The sequence below is a fragment of the Cupriavidus laharis genome (assembly GCF_914271435.1).
Classification (GTDB): Bacteria; Pseudomonadota; Gammaproteobacteria; order Burkholderiales; family Burkholderiaceae; genus Cupriavidus; species Cupriavidus laharis.
In genome coordinates, this window is the sequence record NZ_CAJZAI010000002.1 from 679,859 (window position 1) to 695,676 (window position 15,818).

A 15,818-nucleotide genomic window follows, 5' to 3' on the forward strand; every position below is an offset into this window, starting at 1 on the left:
CAACTAGACGAAGATCCGTGGAGTACGCGGTCGAAAGTTAGAAGACATGCCGCATGCCCACCGCACCGCCAAACTGGTTGCTGCCCGCTGGCGTATTGCCAAATCCTGTTGCGCCGTTGCCAAGGCCCATGTTTGAGTTTTCCCGGTTCATCGCATACCCGAAGGACAGGTATGCATCCGTGCGCTTGGAAAGTGCATACTTGCCCATAACAACGAACAGCCAGGGGTCTCCCCCTGTATTGCGATAGTCCTGGTAGTACGCTGCCGCGCTGAGTGCCAATGCTGGTGCTGCTTGCCAAATTGCTCCAGTCCACCACAGATTCGACCCCTGGTTTGCGGTACCCGGCAGCGCCCCAGGTAGTACAGCTCCATCGTAAGCCCTGGCCCAGCGGTAGCCCGCAAACAGTCTGACGACCGAAAGGTCGTACGTGCCGGTAAGCACAGCTCGTCGCGTCTTCGCGTCCGGATTCGCAGTCACCGTGCCGGTGTTGATCTCGTCATAGGCTGAGCCAACGCTGAGTGACCCGCTGCTATAGCTCACGCGAAATCCGTACTCCCGACCAAGTTTGCTGATGCCAGGCACTTCGCTGCCATTCGTGGTGTTGCTATCTGCGCCGAAGCTGTACATTGCAGATGCCGTGAGTCCACCGAATGTTCCAACGTACTTCACGGTGTTGTCCGCTCTTGATGCAAAAATGAGATCCTGATTCAGGATGGACCACTTCGGCGCAAGCGCCATTGGGTCGAATGCGCCGATAAGATCGAACATCTCGTTCTGTTGGCGACCGACCAGCACGCTGCCCCATTGTCCCTGCATGCCCACATAGGCCATACGACCAAACAGGCGCCCGCCCTGGCCCGATTTTCCTGTGTCGGTGTCAAAGCCGCTCTCCAGGACAAACACAGCCTTTAGTCCGCCACCAATATCCTCGACCCCTCGAAGACCCCAGCGCGGACCTGCAACATTTGCCGATGACTGGCGCACGACACTGCCCCCGCCGACCTGATGATTGGCGAAGTCGATGCCCGCATCCACGACGCCGTATAGCGTCACACTTGTCTGCGCCTTCGCTGAAGCACAGCACAAAAGTGCGACCACTGCGGGGACTCCCATCTTTACCCTCATTCTCTCCTCCAGTTTGTGGTGCCTCTGTTTCCGGCCGAGGCTTGCCGAGTACCGGCGTGACGATGCCTTCCCGCATTTGCGAGAACAGTTTTTTTCTGCTGTTCCTGGACAGGCCCCGCTCTCTGAACTACCGCCAACGCCAAGCGATGGGCGTATCAGAGGTGACGACGTTTCACCATCCCGGTGATGGCATCATGGCAAGCGAGTCTTTGCCGATCCTTGCGAGAGAACATCACGCGCGCACCCGCGTGCGCGGCGATATTGCGGATCTCCTATGTGCACGAGATCCGGCACAAGTTACTCAAGGCGGATGTTCCGCGTCAGAATAAGGTTTGACCATCGCTTGAGTTCGCTGTCCAACCAGCGATCAAATTCGGCCGGGGAATTGCCCACCAAGGTGAAACCTGTCGTTTCGAACTGACTTCGCACGCGCGGCAGTTCGGCGATGCGCTGCAACTCGGCAGACAACTTATCGATGATCGGCCGAGGCGTGCCCGCCGGCGCACTGATACCGGACCAGCCCGTACCATCGAAGTCCTTGAATCCTGCATCGGCCATTGACGGAATCTGGGGAGCGACGGAAAGTCGCTCCGACCCCAGTATCGCCAGTGCCCTCACTTTTCCGCTTCGCACGTGTTGCAGGTAGCCGGGGAAGTTGTCGAAGGCCAGCGGCAACTGCCCGCCCAGCAAGTCGGCCATCACAGGCGCCGTGCCTTTGTAGGGCACGGGCGTCATCTGAAGGCCTGCGGTCACGGCAAACAGCTCCGCTGCGAGGTGCGGTATCGCCCCTGTGCCCGGGTGCCCGTAGGTCAGATCACCGGGATGCGCTTTCCCCCATGCAATCACGTCCGCCACGGTCTTGAAGGGAGATCCGGCTGGCACCAGCATCGCGTTCGGGTTGCGCACGAGGCAAGACACGCCGGTAAAGTCCTTCACCGGGTCGTAGCCGAGCTTGCCGGAAAACAGCGCGCCGTTTGAAGATAACGTCGGAGTGGATAAGAGCAGGGTATAGCCGTCGGCCTTGGCTTTCGCCACCGCGGAGTTACCGATGTTCGTCGCCGCACCTGGTCGGTTGTCGACGATCACCGGCTGCCCCCAGGCTTGCTGCATTCCTGCGCCGAACGCTCGGGCAATCTGGTCGGATACGCCGCCGGGGGTATACGGGACGACAATGCGAATCGGCTTGGAAGGAAAGTCGTCGATGCGCTCCTGCGCCCACAACCTGCCGCCAATGGTCGATGCGGAAAGAGACGCCGCGGCGGACAATTGCAGGAATTGGCGTCGATTCAGGGAATAGGAATTCATGTCTGTCTCCAGGCGGAATGTAGTAAGTTCAATGTCGGTGCGACTCATGTGACGTAGTGTTGATCCTCGGACGTTCTCCAGGCGGCCGTTAAGCCGTCACAGCCCAGTCGCGCGCCAAGGGTTGCCGGCGCACGAAGCATTCAACTGCCCGAGTGGTCGCTTGGCACCATGCAAGCGCCCCGCGCAGTGATCGCCTTTGGCTTTGGCCGGTGTTCAAACACTTGCATGAACGACAAGCTTGGTGTTCAGGTAGGACTCCAGGGCCTCCGCGCCGCCCTCGGAGCCATAGCCTGAGTCCTTGATCCCGCCGAAGGGCATCTCTGGCAGGCCGAGGCTGATGCTGTTGATCGCCAGCATCCCCGTTTCCACTTCCTGTGCCAGCCTGCGGGCAATGACCCCAGACCGCGTGAATCCGTAGGCAGCGAGTGCGTAGGGCAGCCTGTTCGCCTCGGCTATCGCGTCATCGATGGCATCGAAGGGCGCAATGGCCGCTACGGGGCCAAACGGCTCCTCGTTCCATAGCCTCGCGTGCTGCGAAACGCTCGAAAGCACGGTCGGTTCGAACATGAAGCCCTGCTGGCCTGAGCGGCTCCCGCCCAACTCGACGCGTGCTCCCTTCTGCACCGCATCGGCGACAAAACCCGTCATCGCTTCCGCCCGCCGGGCATTGGCCAGAGGACCCATCCGCGTGCTCTTGTCCAGCCCGCTGCCAACACGAACGGCTTTGGCGGCAGCGACGAACTTGTCGACGAACTTCGCGTAGACCGCTTCTTGCACCAGGAAGCGCGACGGTGAAATGCAGGCCTGCCCCGCGTTCCAGAATTTCTGGACGCACAGCAGCTTGACCGCCAGATCCAGATCGGCATCGTCACAGACGATCGCGGGAGCATGCCCTCCGAGTTCCATGCTGACACGCTTCATGTGCTGGCCGGCCAGTGCCGCCAGATGCTTTCCGACTGCGGTCGACCCCGTGAACGAGACCTTCCGTATCAGCGGATGCGCGATCAGGAAGTTCGAGACTTCCGCGGGAACCCCGTAGACGAGATTTACAACCCCCGATGGAATACCCGCGTCCAGGAAAACCTGCACCAAGGCTGCAACGCTGGCCGGCGCTTCCTCGGGGCCTTTGACAATGATGGAACAGCCGGCCGCCAGCGCTGCCGCGATCTTGCGCACGGCTTGGTTGATCGGGAAGTTCCACGGGGTGAACGCAGCCACAATCCCCACAGGCTCGCGGGTGACAAGCTGGCTCGACTCTTTCCCCCGGCCCGGAACCACACGCCCATACATGCGGCGGCCCTCCTCCGCAAACCATTCCACGACTTCCGCACTGCCGAGCACTTCGAGCCGGGCCTCGGACAGCCTCTTTCCCTGCTCGCGCGTGATCAAGTCTGCAATGCCGTCCGCCCGCTGGCGCAACAGATCCGCTGTCCGGCGCAGCAGCTTCGATCTCTCCGTCGGCGCCGCTTGCCGCCAGGCAGCGAATGCGTCGCTGGCCGATTGCACGGCCGCCTCGAGATCGTCACGGGATGCCAGTGTGAAATCCTTGATCACCGACCCGGTGAACGGATCGATGACGCTATGCCTCCGAGCGTCGGATCCGGGCCGCCATTCGCCACCGATCCGCAGGAGGACATTCGGGTATTGAGTATTGCTTTCCATCACGACACATCCTTCGAGTCCGTCACCGAAGGAATGATGACGGCGCGGCCACGAATGCGGCCGGCACGCAGGTCCTCAAGAACTGCCTGCGTCGAGCCGAGCGTTCTCGGCACGATCTGCATGGGGTTGAGTTTCAAGTCGCGTGCCAGCGCCATCAGTTCTTCCAACTCCTTGAGGCTTCCTACATAAGACCCCATCAGGCTGACCGAGCGCAGCGGCAGCGTCGGCAGCGAAAATTCCATGCTGCCGCCGTACAGGCCGACGACCACGAGCCGTCCACCCTTGCGAAGCAGGTTCATCCCCAGCGCCACTGTCGCCGTTGCGCCGACGAAGTCCACTGCCGCGGCGAAGCCACCGCCGGTGTGCTTCATCAATCGACGCTTTACGTCCGGATCCCTCGGGTCCACCACCTCGCTGGCGCCAGCCGCCAAGGCACCCTCCCTCTTGTCCCCGTCGATCTCAGCCACCACCGGCCCGACGCCCGACAACGCACAGGCGATCGAGATCGCCGCCAGCCCGACCCCTCCGGCGCCGATGATGAGCAGCGGGTCGCTGGCCGATTTCGCCCCCGCCTTGCACAGAGCGCTGTAGGCGGTCAGCCCCGAGCAAGCCAAGGTGGCCGCAAAGCTCTCGGGCAGCGGGTCGAATGCCAACAAGTAGCGCGCGTCCGGCACCATGACGAAGTTGCTGAAACCTCCGTCGACCGTGGTTCCGTGGTGGCGCGGTTGCGGGCAAAGATGTTCCGCACCTGCGCTGCAAAGTCCGCAGTCGCCGCAGCCGATCCATGGGTACAGCAAGCGCCGATCTCCGATGGCCAGTCCCGTTACCTGCTCCCCAACGGCCACGACCTCCCCTGCGATCTCGTGCCCGAGCGTTCTCGGCAACGCAATCCCCCTGCCGAGATCCATGCGCTTGCCCCCGCCGAGATCGAAGAACCCGTCAGAAAGATGCAGGTCGCTATGGCACACGCCGCAGGCCAGTACGCGCAGGAGAACCTGCTTTCCCGCCGGAGCACCGATCTGGTCGTGTTGCTCCCGCAAGGGCTCACCGAATCCCGTCAACTTGAAACTGCGGTGCGGCCACGTCTGCTTGCCTCGATTCATCTGTTCATCTCCAGAGTTTGCTGTCGTGACTTTGCACATCAAGCAGCCATGGCAGCGGAGGTCCCATCAAGCAGGTCGAGCATGGTGCGGAGATGCGCCCGCTTGAGCGCCGCCTGCTTGTAGAAGACGGCCATGGGAGGTACGTTGATTTTCAACTCGGCTGTTTGCAGGATCGCCAGACCGCCGCCGCTCTCCGGCGCGACCACCGCGGCGCGTGGCGCAACCGTCAGGACGTCGGAGGACCGAGCGATCGAAAGCATCGTCGCGAACGGAACGGCCTCGATGCACGGCCTGGGCGGAAGGAGCCCTGCCGAGTAGAACGCCTGCTCGAACGCTGCCCGGGTGAGCGATCCTGGCGGAGATAGCGCCCAGCGGCACGGCTCCAGGTCCCGCGCTGAAATCTCGCGCTTTCGCGCCAGGGGATGACTCCGGTTCGCAACAAATACCCAGTCCCCCGGAGACACCATCCGATGCGAGATACCGCGCAACTGTCCCTCTCGCAATGCGGACGCAGCGAGCAAGGCAAGAGCCATATCGATCTGCCCCTGCCGCAGCATCTCCAGCAAGGAATCGGTTTGCCCTTCGACGATTCGAATCTGCGCCGACCGATGCACTTCATGGAACTTCGACATGAGAGGCACCAGATGGATATGGACAGCGCTCGAATTGGCCCCGACTCGCGCAATTGGATTCACACTGCCCGAGGCAGCAATCTCCGAGCGCGCCACATCCACTTCCAACAGAACCGCTTGCGCGTGCTCCAGAAGCAACAGGCAGGCGGGCGTCGCCGTAAGCCCCGAGGCTCCCCGCATGAAAAGTGGGGTGCCGAAGAGGCTCTCGAGCTCGCGCAGCAATTTGCTCGCACCCGGCTGGCTCATGTGAAGCCTGGGCGCCGCCTTGTGCAGCGAGCCGTCGGCGTGCAACGCCCGGAGCAGGGCCAAGTGTTTGAACCGCAGTCGATTCTCAAGAGGTAGGTTTGTCATCGTCCGCCCGCTCCATGCCCCTCTGCGTGCGCCGTGTGTCGGTGCTTGCTAGTCCGCATGTGGCAACCCGATTTCCTGAAGCACCTCCTGCGTGTGCGCGCCAAGCGCGGGAAGCGCCCCGCCGCTGCTGCGGCGCCCGTCGATTCTCCACGGCGTGCGGGGCAAGGAGATATTTCCGCCTCCCGGCAGGCCAATCGTGCCGAAGAGGTCGAATTGGCCACTGCCCTGGAGTGCGCGCGCTTCGGCGAAATCACAGATCGCGCCGGCCACCACGCCTGCCTTGGCCAGCCGCTCGCAAGCCTCGGCCCGGCTGAGTCCGCTGAACCCATGGGACAGCGACTCGATCAGGGCTCGGCGATTGACCACCCTCTGGGCATTGCTGTTGAAGCGCGGATCTGCCGCCAGGTCTGGCTGGCCGACCGCCGTGCACAGGCGGGCAAAGTGCTCGTCCATGTAGGCGGATACGACTATCAAGCCGTCGGCGGTACTCAACAGATCAGCGGCAGGAGCCATCGTCGGCTGCCCGTTTCCGGTGCGAACGGGAACATGGCCGGTCAACGCATACTCCGCCCATGCATAGGCCATGCTTTCGATCGCCGTATCCAGCAGCGAAACCTCCACCACACCGCCCTCGCCGCTGGTGGCACGCCGCAACAGTGCCGCTGCAACCGCCGCCACCAGTGCATGCGAAGCCATCACGTCGACCACCCCGAAGCCGACGCGCATCGGCGCTCCGTCGGCTTCGCCATTGAGGCTCATCATGCCGCTTTCCGCTTGCGCGGCGATGTCGAACCCGGCACGGTGCCGGGCGGCGCCTTCGCTTCCGAAGCCGCTGACCGACCCGTACACCAATCGGGGATTAAGCTGGCGCATCGCCTCCGGGCCGAGGCCGTGGCGCTCCATGGTGCCTGGCCTCATGTTCTGCAGCACGACATCGGCCGTACCGATCAGCGCTCGCGCTGCTTCGCGGTCCTCGGCACTCCCGAGATCAAGCACGACCGAGCGCTTGCCTCGGTTGTAGGCAGCGAACATGGGCCCACAGTCGCTGTCCGAGCCCGCCCGTCTCGCCGCATCGCCTTGGGGAGGCTCGATCTTGATGACCTCCGCGCCCAAATCGGCAAGCGCCTGTGCCGCCGCAGGGACCGCTATGAACTGCCCGAACTCGATCACGCGCAGCCCTTCAAGCGCCGGGCGCGCAGAGGCAGAAGAATCGATGTCTTCGCGCTTCATGCTGCTGCCGTCCCGCCGTTACGGCCTGATCGGGAAAGGAACGCTGCGAACGCCGCCTGCGCTTCGGGCAGATTGATCAGGTCAGTGATGGTATTGCGTTCTTCGAGCAGGCGGCTGACAAGATGGGGGCGGGCTTCGCGGCGCAGAAAGGCACGAGTGGCCCGGACCCCTTCTACGGACTGGCCCGCGATGCGGCGGGCCGCAGCGAGCGCTGCTGCGTAGACGTCTCCGGCCGGATGGATGGCGTTGACGAAACCAAACTCCATCGCCCGTTGTGCATTGAACTTTTCCCCAAGGAACAGAATCTCGGAGGCGCGTTGCAAGCCCATGGTCGCCGGAAGCGTGATGCTCGATGCGAATTCAGAGCACATCCCGAGATTAATGAACGGTAACAGGAACGAGGCGTCATCGGCCACATACACCAGATCGCAGTGCAGGAGCATCGTGACCCCTACTCCGGCCGCCACGCCATTCACCGCCGCAATCAATGGCTTCTCTGTCTCGGCGATCGATCGCATGAATTGTTCGGCGGGGCCACCGTTTTCCCTGCCAGTCCGGTCGCGAAAGATCGTGATGTCATTGCCAGCGGTAAAGGCGTTGCCGGCGCCGGTAACGATCACCGCCCGCACCTTCTCATCGGCATTCGCCTGCGCCATCGAACTTTTGAAGTCGAGAAACATGGCCAGAGTCAGCGCATTCTTCTTCTCGGGACGGTTGAAGCGAATCGTGGCCACGCCATCGCTCACTGAGTAATCAATGTGTCTCATTTCGGCTCCTTCGTTAAATACGGAAGTCTTGAAAGAATCATTGCGGTGTCAGGCCCAGTTGCATGACCAGCGACATCCAACGGTCAGTCTCCTGCGCAATCCATGCACCGAACTCCGCTACGCTGCCCGTCTTGGGCTCAAGCCCCAGGCTCGTGATCTGCTCGCGGACGGCCGGCTCTTCGGCAATTTCGCGCAAGTACCTGTTCAGCAATTGCAGAGTCGAACCCGCGATGCCTGCAGGCGCTACAACACCCATCCAGCCATCTGCAGCAACGTCCTTGATTCCGAGTTCCTCTGCGGTTGGAACATTGGGCAGCAGCGCTGACCGAGTCGATCCAAGGACGACCAGGGGAACCAGCTTGCCTTGTCGCAGGAAGGGAAGTTGCGCGGAAACCGTATCGCAAGCTACGGGCACGTGCCCCCCTAATATGTCCGTCAGAAGCTGCGCGCTGCCCTGGTAGGGAATGGTCGCGAACGGCAGGTCGTGCTTAACCCGCAGAAGATCGCAGGCGAGGGTCGGAGCGGCGCCGGCTCCCGGGTTGCCGACATTCACTGACCCGGGGCCTCCGCGAGCCCTCTTCGCGAAGTCATCGAACGTCCGCATGTCCGAACCGGCACCGACCGACAGCACTACAGGGATGCGTACCAGTTGCGCAACCGGCGCGAACTCTTCCACCTTGTAACCCGGCTTCGAGAAGAGCCACCGATTGGAAGCGAACGCCAGCGTCACGAGTAGCAGCGTATGCCCGTCTGGCGCAGCCTTTGCCACTTGCGCGCTCGCAATGTTCGTGGCAGCGCCCGGCTTGTTCTGAACAATGACCGGCTGGCCCAGCTTCTCCGCCAACCTCTTGGAGACAAGCCGTGCAATGTTGTCTGTGGCGCCTCCGGGCGGATAGGGCACCACCAACGTGACCGGCCTCGACGGGAAGCTTGACTGGCCAGTTGCAGATGCGGAAACAAGGCCTGCGAGCACCATGGCAATTGCACGAATCAACCGTCCAGTCGAGATCATCGATATTGCCTTTCGAGAATTATTTTGAGCCAGTATAGGGATCATCACGACAACTTAATAACAACGTTATATTCAGAAGCGATAACCTGCAGTGTTCACCTCTTTGTAAATTGCCAGCTCATTCCCGAATGGCGAATCGCTTTACTCCGTCAAGGAATTTTCCGCGCTGAACGGCCTTGCTCACGCGATGCTAATAGCGACAATGCCTCGACCAGTACGGCATTTATCCCCCTTGCAAAACAAGTTGCTGGCCACTGTCGCCAAGGAAGGCCGACAGGATCATCGCCATGACGGCGACGGCGACGAGCTTTTTCGGTGCCTTTGCAATATTCATTTTCTTATCTCCCCCTCCTGTGGCTATTTTTTTTCTTGTTGCCATATCGGGGACAGCAACCGGTGGCCCGGCTGCCCAATCCCCCAACCTCGTCAATCCGTCACCGTGATCCGCGCCATCCGGAACGGGGCACCAGGCAAACGTGCGCGCAGCGCCGCGGCGGACTTCGCCGGATTCGCAAGCCATGCACCGATCGCGCCGCCCCCCATCAGCAGCACGCCGGACAGCCCGAAGGCCGCCTCGTACCCAGCCGCATGCCCAGCGCCGTGGATCATGTAGCCGGTAATGACAGGCGCGACGATACCGGCCAGCGAGGCGAGCGAGTTGTCCATTGCCAGCATGGCACCGCGTTGCGATGCCGGCACGACCTCTCCGATCATCGCGGGCACCAGCGAATACACGGCCGGCGTCAGGCCGAGCGCGAGGGCGATCAGCACCATGCGCCACGCCGGCGCCAGTTCGACTTTCCACAGCACGATCAGCAGGGTGCCGGCCAGCATCAGCGTCAGGCCCGACAGCCGCCCGCGAGCTGCGCGCGAACTCATGCCGAGCGCGAGCAGCCGCCGGGCCAGCCACGATGTGCCGATGGTGATCGGTACGGCCAGCGCGATCATGGCCGCGTAGAGCCGGCCAGCGTCCACTGCCGGATAGCCGAGCGCACTCTGCAGGTAGGGCGGCAGCCATGTCAGCGACAGCGCGAGCGACCAGTACGCGACGAAGTGCATCAGGAAGCCGCACACCAGCGTGGGATCGGTTATCAGCTTGCGATACGGCACGCGGTCCTGCGCGCGCCGGCCATCGTCCGTCCTGGCACGGTCGAGCGGACCTTCCTTGGAAAACAGGCGCCACAGGATCGCCCAGACGATGCCGGCTATCGCCGCCACCATGAAGTTCGCACGCCAGCCCCAGTAAGCGCTCACGAGGGGAATGGTCATTCCCGCAAACAGCAGGCCGACCACGCCGCCTTGCGACAGCAGCGAGACCGGCAGGTCGCGCTTGTGGTCCGGGAACCATTTGTAGCAGGCATGCACGGCAACCGGGAACGCCGGCCCCTCCGCCATGCCGAGCAGCATGCGCGCGGCGATGAACATGACGAGGCTCGCGGAGAACATCATCGGAATCTGCACCACTGACCACATCGCGCACATGCACAACAGCATGACGGTGGTCGGCACGCGGTTGGCAATGAAGCCCCCCACGATGCCCGATACCGCGAACAACCAGAAGAAGCTGCTGGCCAGCACGCCGAACTGGGCCGGCGTGAGATGCATGGACTCCATGATCGGAACGGCTAGCAGGCCAACGGTGATCTTGTCGACCGCGTTGATCGCCATGAACACGAACAGCATTGACGCCATGCCCCACGCGCGGGCGGGCTCGTATGCGGGTTTCATTTTGTCTCCAGTGCCGCCTGCCGTATGCGGCGGCTTATTCTGAGGTGCCCGCTCCTCTTGCCTGCGGAAGGGGAGAGCCGGACCACCGGCGCGAAGCGCCGGCCACCATTCACGCGGAAGTCAGGCCGCAGTGCGGCCAAGGATCAGGTCGCTCGCCTTCTCGCCGATCATGATCGACGCCGCATTCGTGTTCGACGAGCACATGGTCGGCATGATCGACGAGTCGACAATGCGCAGGTTCTGCATGCCGTGCACACGCAGCGTGTCGTCCACCACCGCCATCGGATCGTGGCCCATCTTGCAGGTGCCGATCGGATGCCACGATGTGTGGCCCGCCTGCTTGATGTGCGCCAGCAATCCGGCGTCGTCGTTTACATGGATGCCGGGGGCCAGTTCCTTGCCGATGAAGTGAGCCAGGCCCGGCTGCGCGGCGACCTGACGGGCGAGGCGCAGCGCCTCGATCATCGCGGTCACGTCGCGGCTGTCGGTCAGGTAGCCCGCATCGATAGCCGGCGCTGCCGTGGGATCGGTGCTGCGCAAGTGCAGGCTGCCGCGCGATTCGGGCCTCAACTGGAACACGCCGATGCCGAAGCCTGGCGTGGTGCCGGTGCCCATGTAGCCCTTGCCCACCGTCTGGTGCACGATCTGGACCTTCACCAGCGGCCGGTCGGGCGAGGACGGCGTGCGCGCCAGCGCGTGCGCACTCACCCCGGGAGTGGCCATGTAGCCGCGACGGCTGAGCATGTACTTCGCGCCCATCCACGTGCGGCGAATCGGACTGTTGACGATCTCGTTGAGTGTCGACGTATTGCGCGCAGCGAAGTAGAGACGCACATGCAGATGGTCGCACAGGTTTTCGCCGACACCCGGCAGATGGTGCACGACCGGGATGCCGAGCGATTGCAGATGCGCGCTGTTGCCTACGCCGGACAATTCCAGCAACTGCGGCGTCTTGATCGGACCTGCACTAAGAATGACTTCCTTGCCAGCCATGGCGCGCTTCGTCACGCCGCCCTGTATGTACTCGACCCCGGTCGCGCGCTTGCCGTCGAACAGCACGCGCGTCGCCAGCGAGTCCGGCGATACCTCGAGACTACGCTGGGGACGGCCGCGCAGGTAGGCGGCGGCGGTTCCCGACCGGCGCCCCTTGTCCACCGACAACTGGAGGTAGCTGACGCCCTCGTAGGCGTCGCCGTTGTAGTCCTTTGCAAGCGGGACGCCGACGCTCTGGCAGGCGTTGATAAACGCGTCAGTGACAGGCAACGGATTCAGCGTGCCGACCGACGTCACCTTGATCGGACCGCTGCGGCCGCGTACAGAATCCTCGCCAAGCTCCGTACCTTCGAGCCGCTTGAAGTACGGCAGCAACGACTTGTAGTCCCAACCGCGATTGCCGAGCGAAGCCCAGTGATCGAACTCGGCCGGCTCGCCGCGCACGAACAGGTTGCCGTTGATCGAGCTCGACCCCCCGAGCAGGCGCCCGCGCGGCCAGTAGACCTTCCGGCCACCGAGCTGCGGCTGGGGCGTGGTGTTGAACTGCCAGGCGTAGCGGCCGTCAGTAGCCAGTTTGGCGCAGCCGACCGGGACCTGGACCCAGAAGTCGCGGTCGCGTGCCGGCCCGGCTTCCAGCAGCAGCACCCTGGCGCCGTGTTCAGCCAGCCGCGTGGCAAGCGTGGCGCCCGACGAACCGGCGCCCACCACCACGTAGTCCCAATTTGTCCCCTGCGATTGCGTTGCTGCGGTCATTGCTGTGTCTCCTCCCGTTCCTCATACCAGGCGGCCAGCGCGGTGGCCTCGGCACCCATGCGCTGGAATTGCCTGTCCGGCACCTCTTTCTGCGGCCGTTCGGCACCGAGCGCCGGCGGCTCGGGCGTGATGTCGAGCACGACGAAGTTCGGCCCCGGGGCATCGAGCAGCTCCGGCAGTGCCTGCTGCAGCAACGCCACGTCCGAGAATGTGTGTGCGCTCAGATAGCCTGCCGCGCACGCCATCGCGCACAGGTCGACGTTGTCGCCGCCGGGAATCGGCAAGTTCGACATGCCGTGAAATTGCGCACGGTTGGCGACGACGAAATGGGTAAGGCGATGCGGCTTGTTTTCGGCCACGGTGACGAGGCCGCCGAGCTGCATCAGCAAGCTGGCGTCCCCGTCGACCACAATTACGCCAACGTCGGGCCGCGCGAGCGACAGGCCGAGGCCAATGCTGGCCGCACCGCCCATCAGCGGCACTGAGCTGATGCGCGGGCTCTGGAAACGCAGCGCGTCGAATGTAAACATGGCCGTCATGGTCGAAACGATCACGCGGTCGCCGCGCGCATCGAGGATGGCGGAGCAGGCTTCACGGATTTGCATGAATGATTCCTTTCAGTGCCAGCCGAGGGGGCGGCCGATAGTCAGCGCGGCGGCACCACGGCGGGCCACGGCAGCGTCACTGGCGGTGGCAATAGCGCCGGCATCGGCCGCGCTATCGATCTGCCAGCAGGGAACGTCAAGCGCGTCGAGCAGCGGCTCGAGCAGGTTGACCACACGGCGGCGCGACAGCCGCGTGGGCTGGCCAAAGTTCGCGGTTTCTCGGCCGAACTGGCCGATCATCAGCAGCAGCGGGATCTGCGCGTCCATTGTTACCGCGCGCAGCGAATTCACGCAGGCGTAAAGCCCCTGGTTCTGCACCACCACCACCGGACGCTTGCCTGCGATGGCGAGGCCCGCAGCCGTGCACACCGCCTGGTCCTCATTGCAGCAGCGCACGAGAGTCATGCGCGAATTGCCGTCCTCCACAGCCGTATGCAGCGCGAGCTGGACGTAGTCGGGTACGGTCACGAAGTGAGTAATACCGGCCGCCTGCAATGCTTCGATACAGGCGGACGCACCGATCTGCTGTTCCTCTGGCACGGGATGTCTCCTTGAATGGGTGCGTCGATTCTAGGGAGAACAGGTAGAGTCAAGCTGTAGCAAATGTGACAAACTGCCGGATTGGTCTCTCGGCAATATCTTCCTCGCCTCCGACCCGTTACCTCCAACGCCCGACCCCGAATACCGATGCCCGAGCCAGACCACGACCGCCCCGACACGCTTGCCAGGCGTGTCCTGGCCCACTGCGACTGGGCCGCCGGGTGGAATGCGCAACGCCTTCTGGATCAAGGCACAGTCCGCCTCTACCGCGCGGGCGACGTCCTCTCCCGCCGCGGTGAGCATCCCGGCCGTATCGACCTCATTCTTGACGGCGCCGTGGAGGTAAGCCTGACCGTTCGCTCCGGGCGGCGCCACGTCCTCGACTTTCTCGGCCGCGGCGAGCTCGTCAATCTGATTTCCGTGCTCGACGGTTCAGGTGCGATCCACGACACTCGCGCCCATTTCGACACACACGTCCTCGCCATCGGCGGCGCGCTGATGCAACGCACAATCGAAGCAGAGCCGACCTTCAACCGCGCCATCGTCGGACTCCTGTGCAAACGTTCGCGGCACATCTACGGCGGCCTGTCTGGTACGCCCTTCGCCTCGGTCCGGCAGCGCTGCGCGCGGACGCTGCTGCGGCTAGCGAATATCTTTGGCGAGCCGTGTGCGGAAGGCACGGCGATTGCACTGACCCTATCGCAGGAGGTGTTGGCCGAGATGGTCGGCAGTGCACGGCCGAATGTGAACCGCGAGCTCAAGCAACTCGAGCGCGAGGGATTGATTCACCTGTCCTATCAGCGGTTCGTCGTGACTGACGCGGAAGGGCTTCGGCTTGCGGTTATCCAGGAATAGATGGGCCGTACCGGAGATAATCGGTCGGAAGTAATCGACTGGAGAAGCGGAGAAAGAATGGACAAGCAAGGGTTTACTACCGGCATCGTTCACGCCGACAGAAACACGGGTTCGGACCACGGTGGCATTCATCAGCCAATCCACACCTCGGTGCAATATGGCTTCGATCGCGTGGAAGACCTGATCGGCGTGTTCCAGGGCACGAAGAAGGGAGGCTTCAACTACGCGCGACAAGGCACGCCAACGACCGCCGCGCTCGAGCGCAAAATCACGAGTCTGGAAGAAGGTGTCGGCACGATCTGTTTCAGTACCGGCATGGCGGCGATCACGGCAACGTTTCTCACGCTCTTGCGCGCCGGCGATCATCTCGTATCGAGCCGCTACGTGTTCGGCAACACCAACAGCCTGCTCGGGACGCTGCGCACGCTCGGCGTCGAAGTCACGACCGTCGATGCATGTGACGTCGAAGACGTGAAGAACGCGATCCGGCCGAATACCCGCATGGTTTTCGTCGAAACCATCGCCAATCCGGGCACACAGATTCCCGATTTGCGGGCCATCGGAAAGGTGTGCGGCGAGCGAGGCATCGCGTATGTCGTGGATAACACGATTACCTCGCCCGCCCTGTTCAAGCCGAAGGCGGTCGGCGCAAGCCTCGTGATCAACTCGCTGACGAAGACGATCGCTGGCCATGGCGCCGCGCTTGGCGGAGCGGTAACAGACACGGGATTGTTCGACTGGGGCGCGTATCCGAACATCGCTCACGAGTATCGGCGCTCCACGATGAGGGAACAGGGGCTGCTGCAGATCCGCAAGAAGGGCCTGCGCGACATGGGCGCGTCATTGTCGTCCGAGCAGGCACATTCCATTGCGCTCGGAGCGGAAACGCTCGCCTTGCGTGTGAAGCAATGCAGCGACAACGCGCTCGCACTCGCTCATTTTCTGGAAGGACACAAAGCCATCGGCAAGGTGCTGTACCCCGGCCTGAAGAATCATCCACAGTACGGGATCGCGCAAGAGTTGTTTAAGGGCGCATCGTGGCTCTTGTCGTTCGAACTGATTGATCCGAAGCGCATGATCGAAGTAGTCAACGCACTTGAACTGCCGATCAAGGCGACCGGTCTCGGTGACACGCGTACGCTTATCATTCCGGTTC

Annotated in this window: 13 protein-coding genes and 1 pseudogene; 2 read left to right on the forward strand and 12 right to left on the reverse strand. The window is 62.9% G+C overall.

Annotated elements, in window-relative coordinates:
* Positions 1-37 precede the first annotated feature (37 nt).
* The 12 genes from LDO29_RS06900 to LDO29_RS06955 all read right to left on the reverse strand — a co-directional run bounded on the left by LDO29_RS06900 (position 38) and on the right by LDO29_RS06955 (position 13,807).
* On the reverse strand, positions 38-1,114 hold the full coding sequence (locus LDO29_RS06900; RefSeq protein WP_224079028.1) for a porin: 1,077 nt from the start codon (positions 1,112-1,114) through the stop codon (positions 38-40).
* Between the two features lie 309 nt (positions 1,115-1,423).
* The gene (locus LDO29_RS06905) at positions 1,424-2,431 is read right to left on the reverse strand and encodes a Bug family tripartite tricarboxylate transporter substrate binding protein (RefSeq protein WP_224079029.1); all 1,008 of its coding nucleotides are present in this window, start codon (positions 2,429-2,431) and stop codon (positions 1,424-1,426) included.
* A gap of 213 nt (positions 2,432-2,644) precedes the next feature.
* Complete coding sequence (locus tag LDO29_RS06910; protein WP_224079030.1) at positions 2,645-4,093, reverse strand: NAD-dependent succinate-semialdehyde dehydrogenase; 1,449 nt, start codon at positions 4,091-4,093, stop codon at positions 2,645-2,647.
* Positions 4,093-5,196 (reverse strand): alcohol dehydrogenase, encoded by a 1,104-nt coding sequence (locus LDO29_RS06915; protein ID WP_224079031.1) that lies wholly within the window; start codon positions 5,194-5,196, stop codon positions 4,093-4,095. Before LDO29_RS06915 ends, LDO29_RS06910 begins: the two co-directional genes overlap by 1 nt.
* Positions 5,197-5,234: 38 nt before the next feature.
* Positions 5,235-6,179 carry a LysR substrate-binding domain-containing protein gene (locus tag LDO29_RS06920; protein WP_224079032.1) on the reverse strand — a complete coding sequence of 315 codons (945 nt, stop codon included), beginning with the start codon at positions 6,177-6,179 and terminating at the stop codon, positions 5,235-5,237.
* A 48-nt stretch (positions 6,180-6,227) separates the two neighbouring features.
* Positions 6,228-7,409, reverse strand: a complete 1,182-nt coding sequence (locus LDO29_RS06925; protein ID WP_224079033.1) for a CaiB/BaiF CoA transferase family protein — start codon at positions 7,407-7,409, stop codon at positions 6,228-6,230.
* A complete protein-coding gene (locus tag LDO29_RS06930) occupies positions 7,406-8,176 on the reverse strand; it encodes an enoyl-CoA hydratase-related protein (protein WP_224079034.1) in 771 nt (256 codons plus the stop codon). Before LDO29_RS06930 ends, LDO29_RS06925 begins: the two co-directional genes overlap by 4 nt.
* Before the next feature lie 37 nt (positions 8,177-8,213).
* Positions 8,214-9,188: a Bug family tripartite tricarboxylate transporter substrate binding protein gene (locus LDO29_RS06935; protein ID WP_224079035.1), complete on the reverse strand. Its 975-nt coding sequence runs from the start codon at positions 9,186-9,188 to the stop codon at positions 8,214-8,216.
* A 426-nt stretch (positions 9,189-9,614) separates the two neighbouring features.
* Entirely contained in the window at positions 9,615-10,916 is a 1,302-nt protein-coding gene (locus LDO29_RS06940; protein WP_224079036.1) for an MFS transporter, read from the reverse strand.
* A 120-nt stretch (positions 10,917-11,036) separates the two neighbouring features.
* Positions 11,037-12,662, reverse strand: a complete 1,626-nt coding sequence (locus LDO29_RS06945) for a GMC family oxidoreductase (RefSeq protein WP_224079037.1) — start codon at positions 12,660-12,662, stop codon at positions 11,037-11,039.
* On the reverse strand, positions 12,659-13,267 hold the full coding sequence (locus LDO29_RS06950) for a thiamine pyrophosphate-dependent enzyme (protein WP_224079038.1): 609 nt from the start codon (positions 13,265-13,267) through the stop codon (positions 12,659-12,661). The genes LDO29_RS06945 and LDO29_RS06950 overlap by 4 nt, the downstream gene beginning before the upstream one ends.
* Before the next feature lie 12 nt (positions 13,268-13,279).
* Positions 13,280-13,807: a thiamine pyrophosphate-binding protein gene (locus LDO29_RS06955; protein WP_224079039.1), complete on the reverse strand. Its 528-nt coding sequence runs from the start codon at positions 13,805-13,807 to the stop codon at positions 13,280-13,282.
* Between the two features lie 147 nt (positions 13,808-13,954).
* Between LDO29_RS06955 and LDO29_RS06960 the strand changes: the two genes are divergently transcribed.
* Both LDO29_RS06960 and LDO29_RS06965 read left to right on the forward strand, forming a co-directional pair.
* A complete protein-coding gene (locus LDO29_RS06960) occupies positions 13,955-14,662 on the forward strand; it encodes a Crp/Fnr family transcriptional regulator (protein ID WP_224079040.1) in 708 nt (235 codons plus the stop codon).
* A 57-nt stretch (positions 14,663-14,719) separates the two neighbouring features.
* Positions 14,720-15,817 (forward strand): annotated as a pseudogene (locus LDO29_RS06965) (cystathionine gamma-synthase family protein); the annotation flags it as partial.
* Position 15,818: the final 1 nt, after the last annotated feature.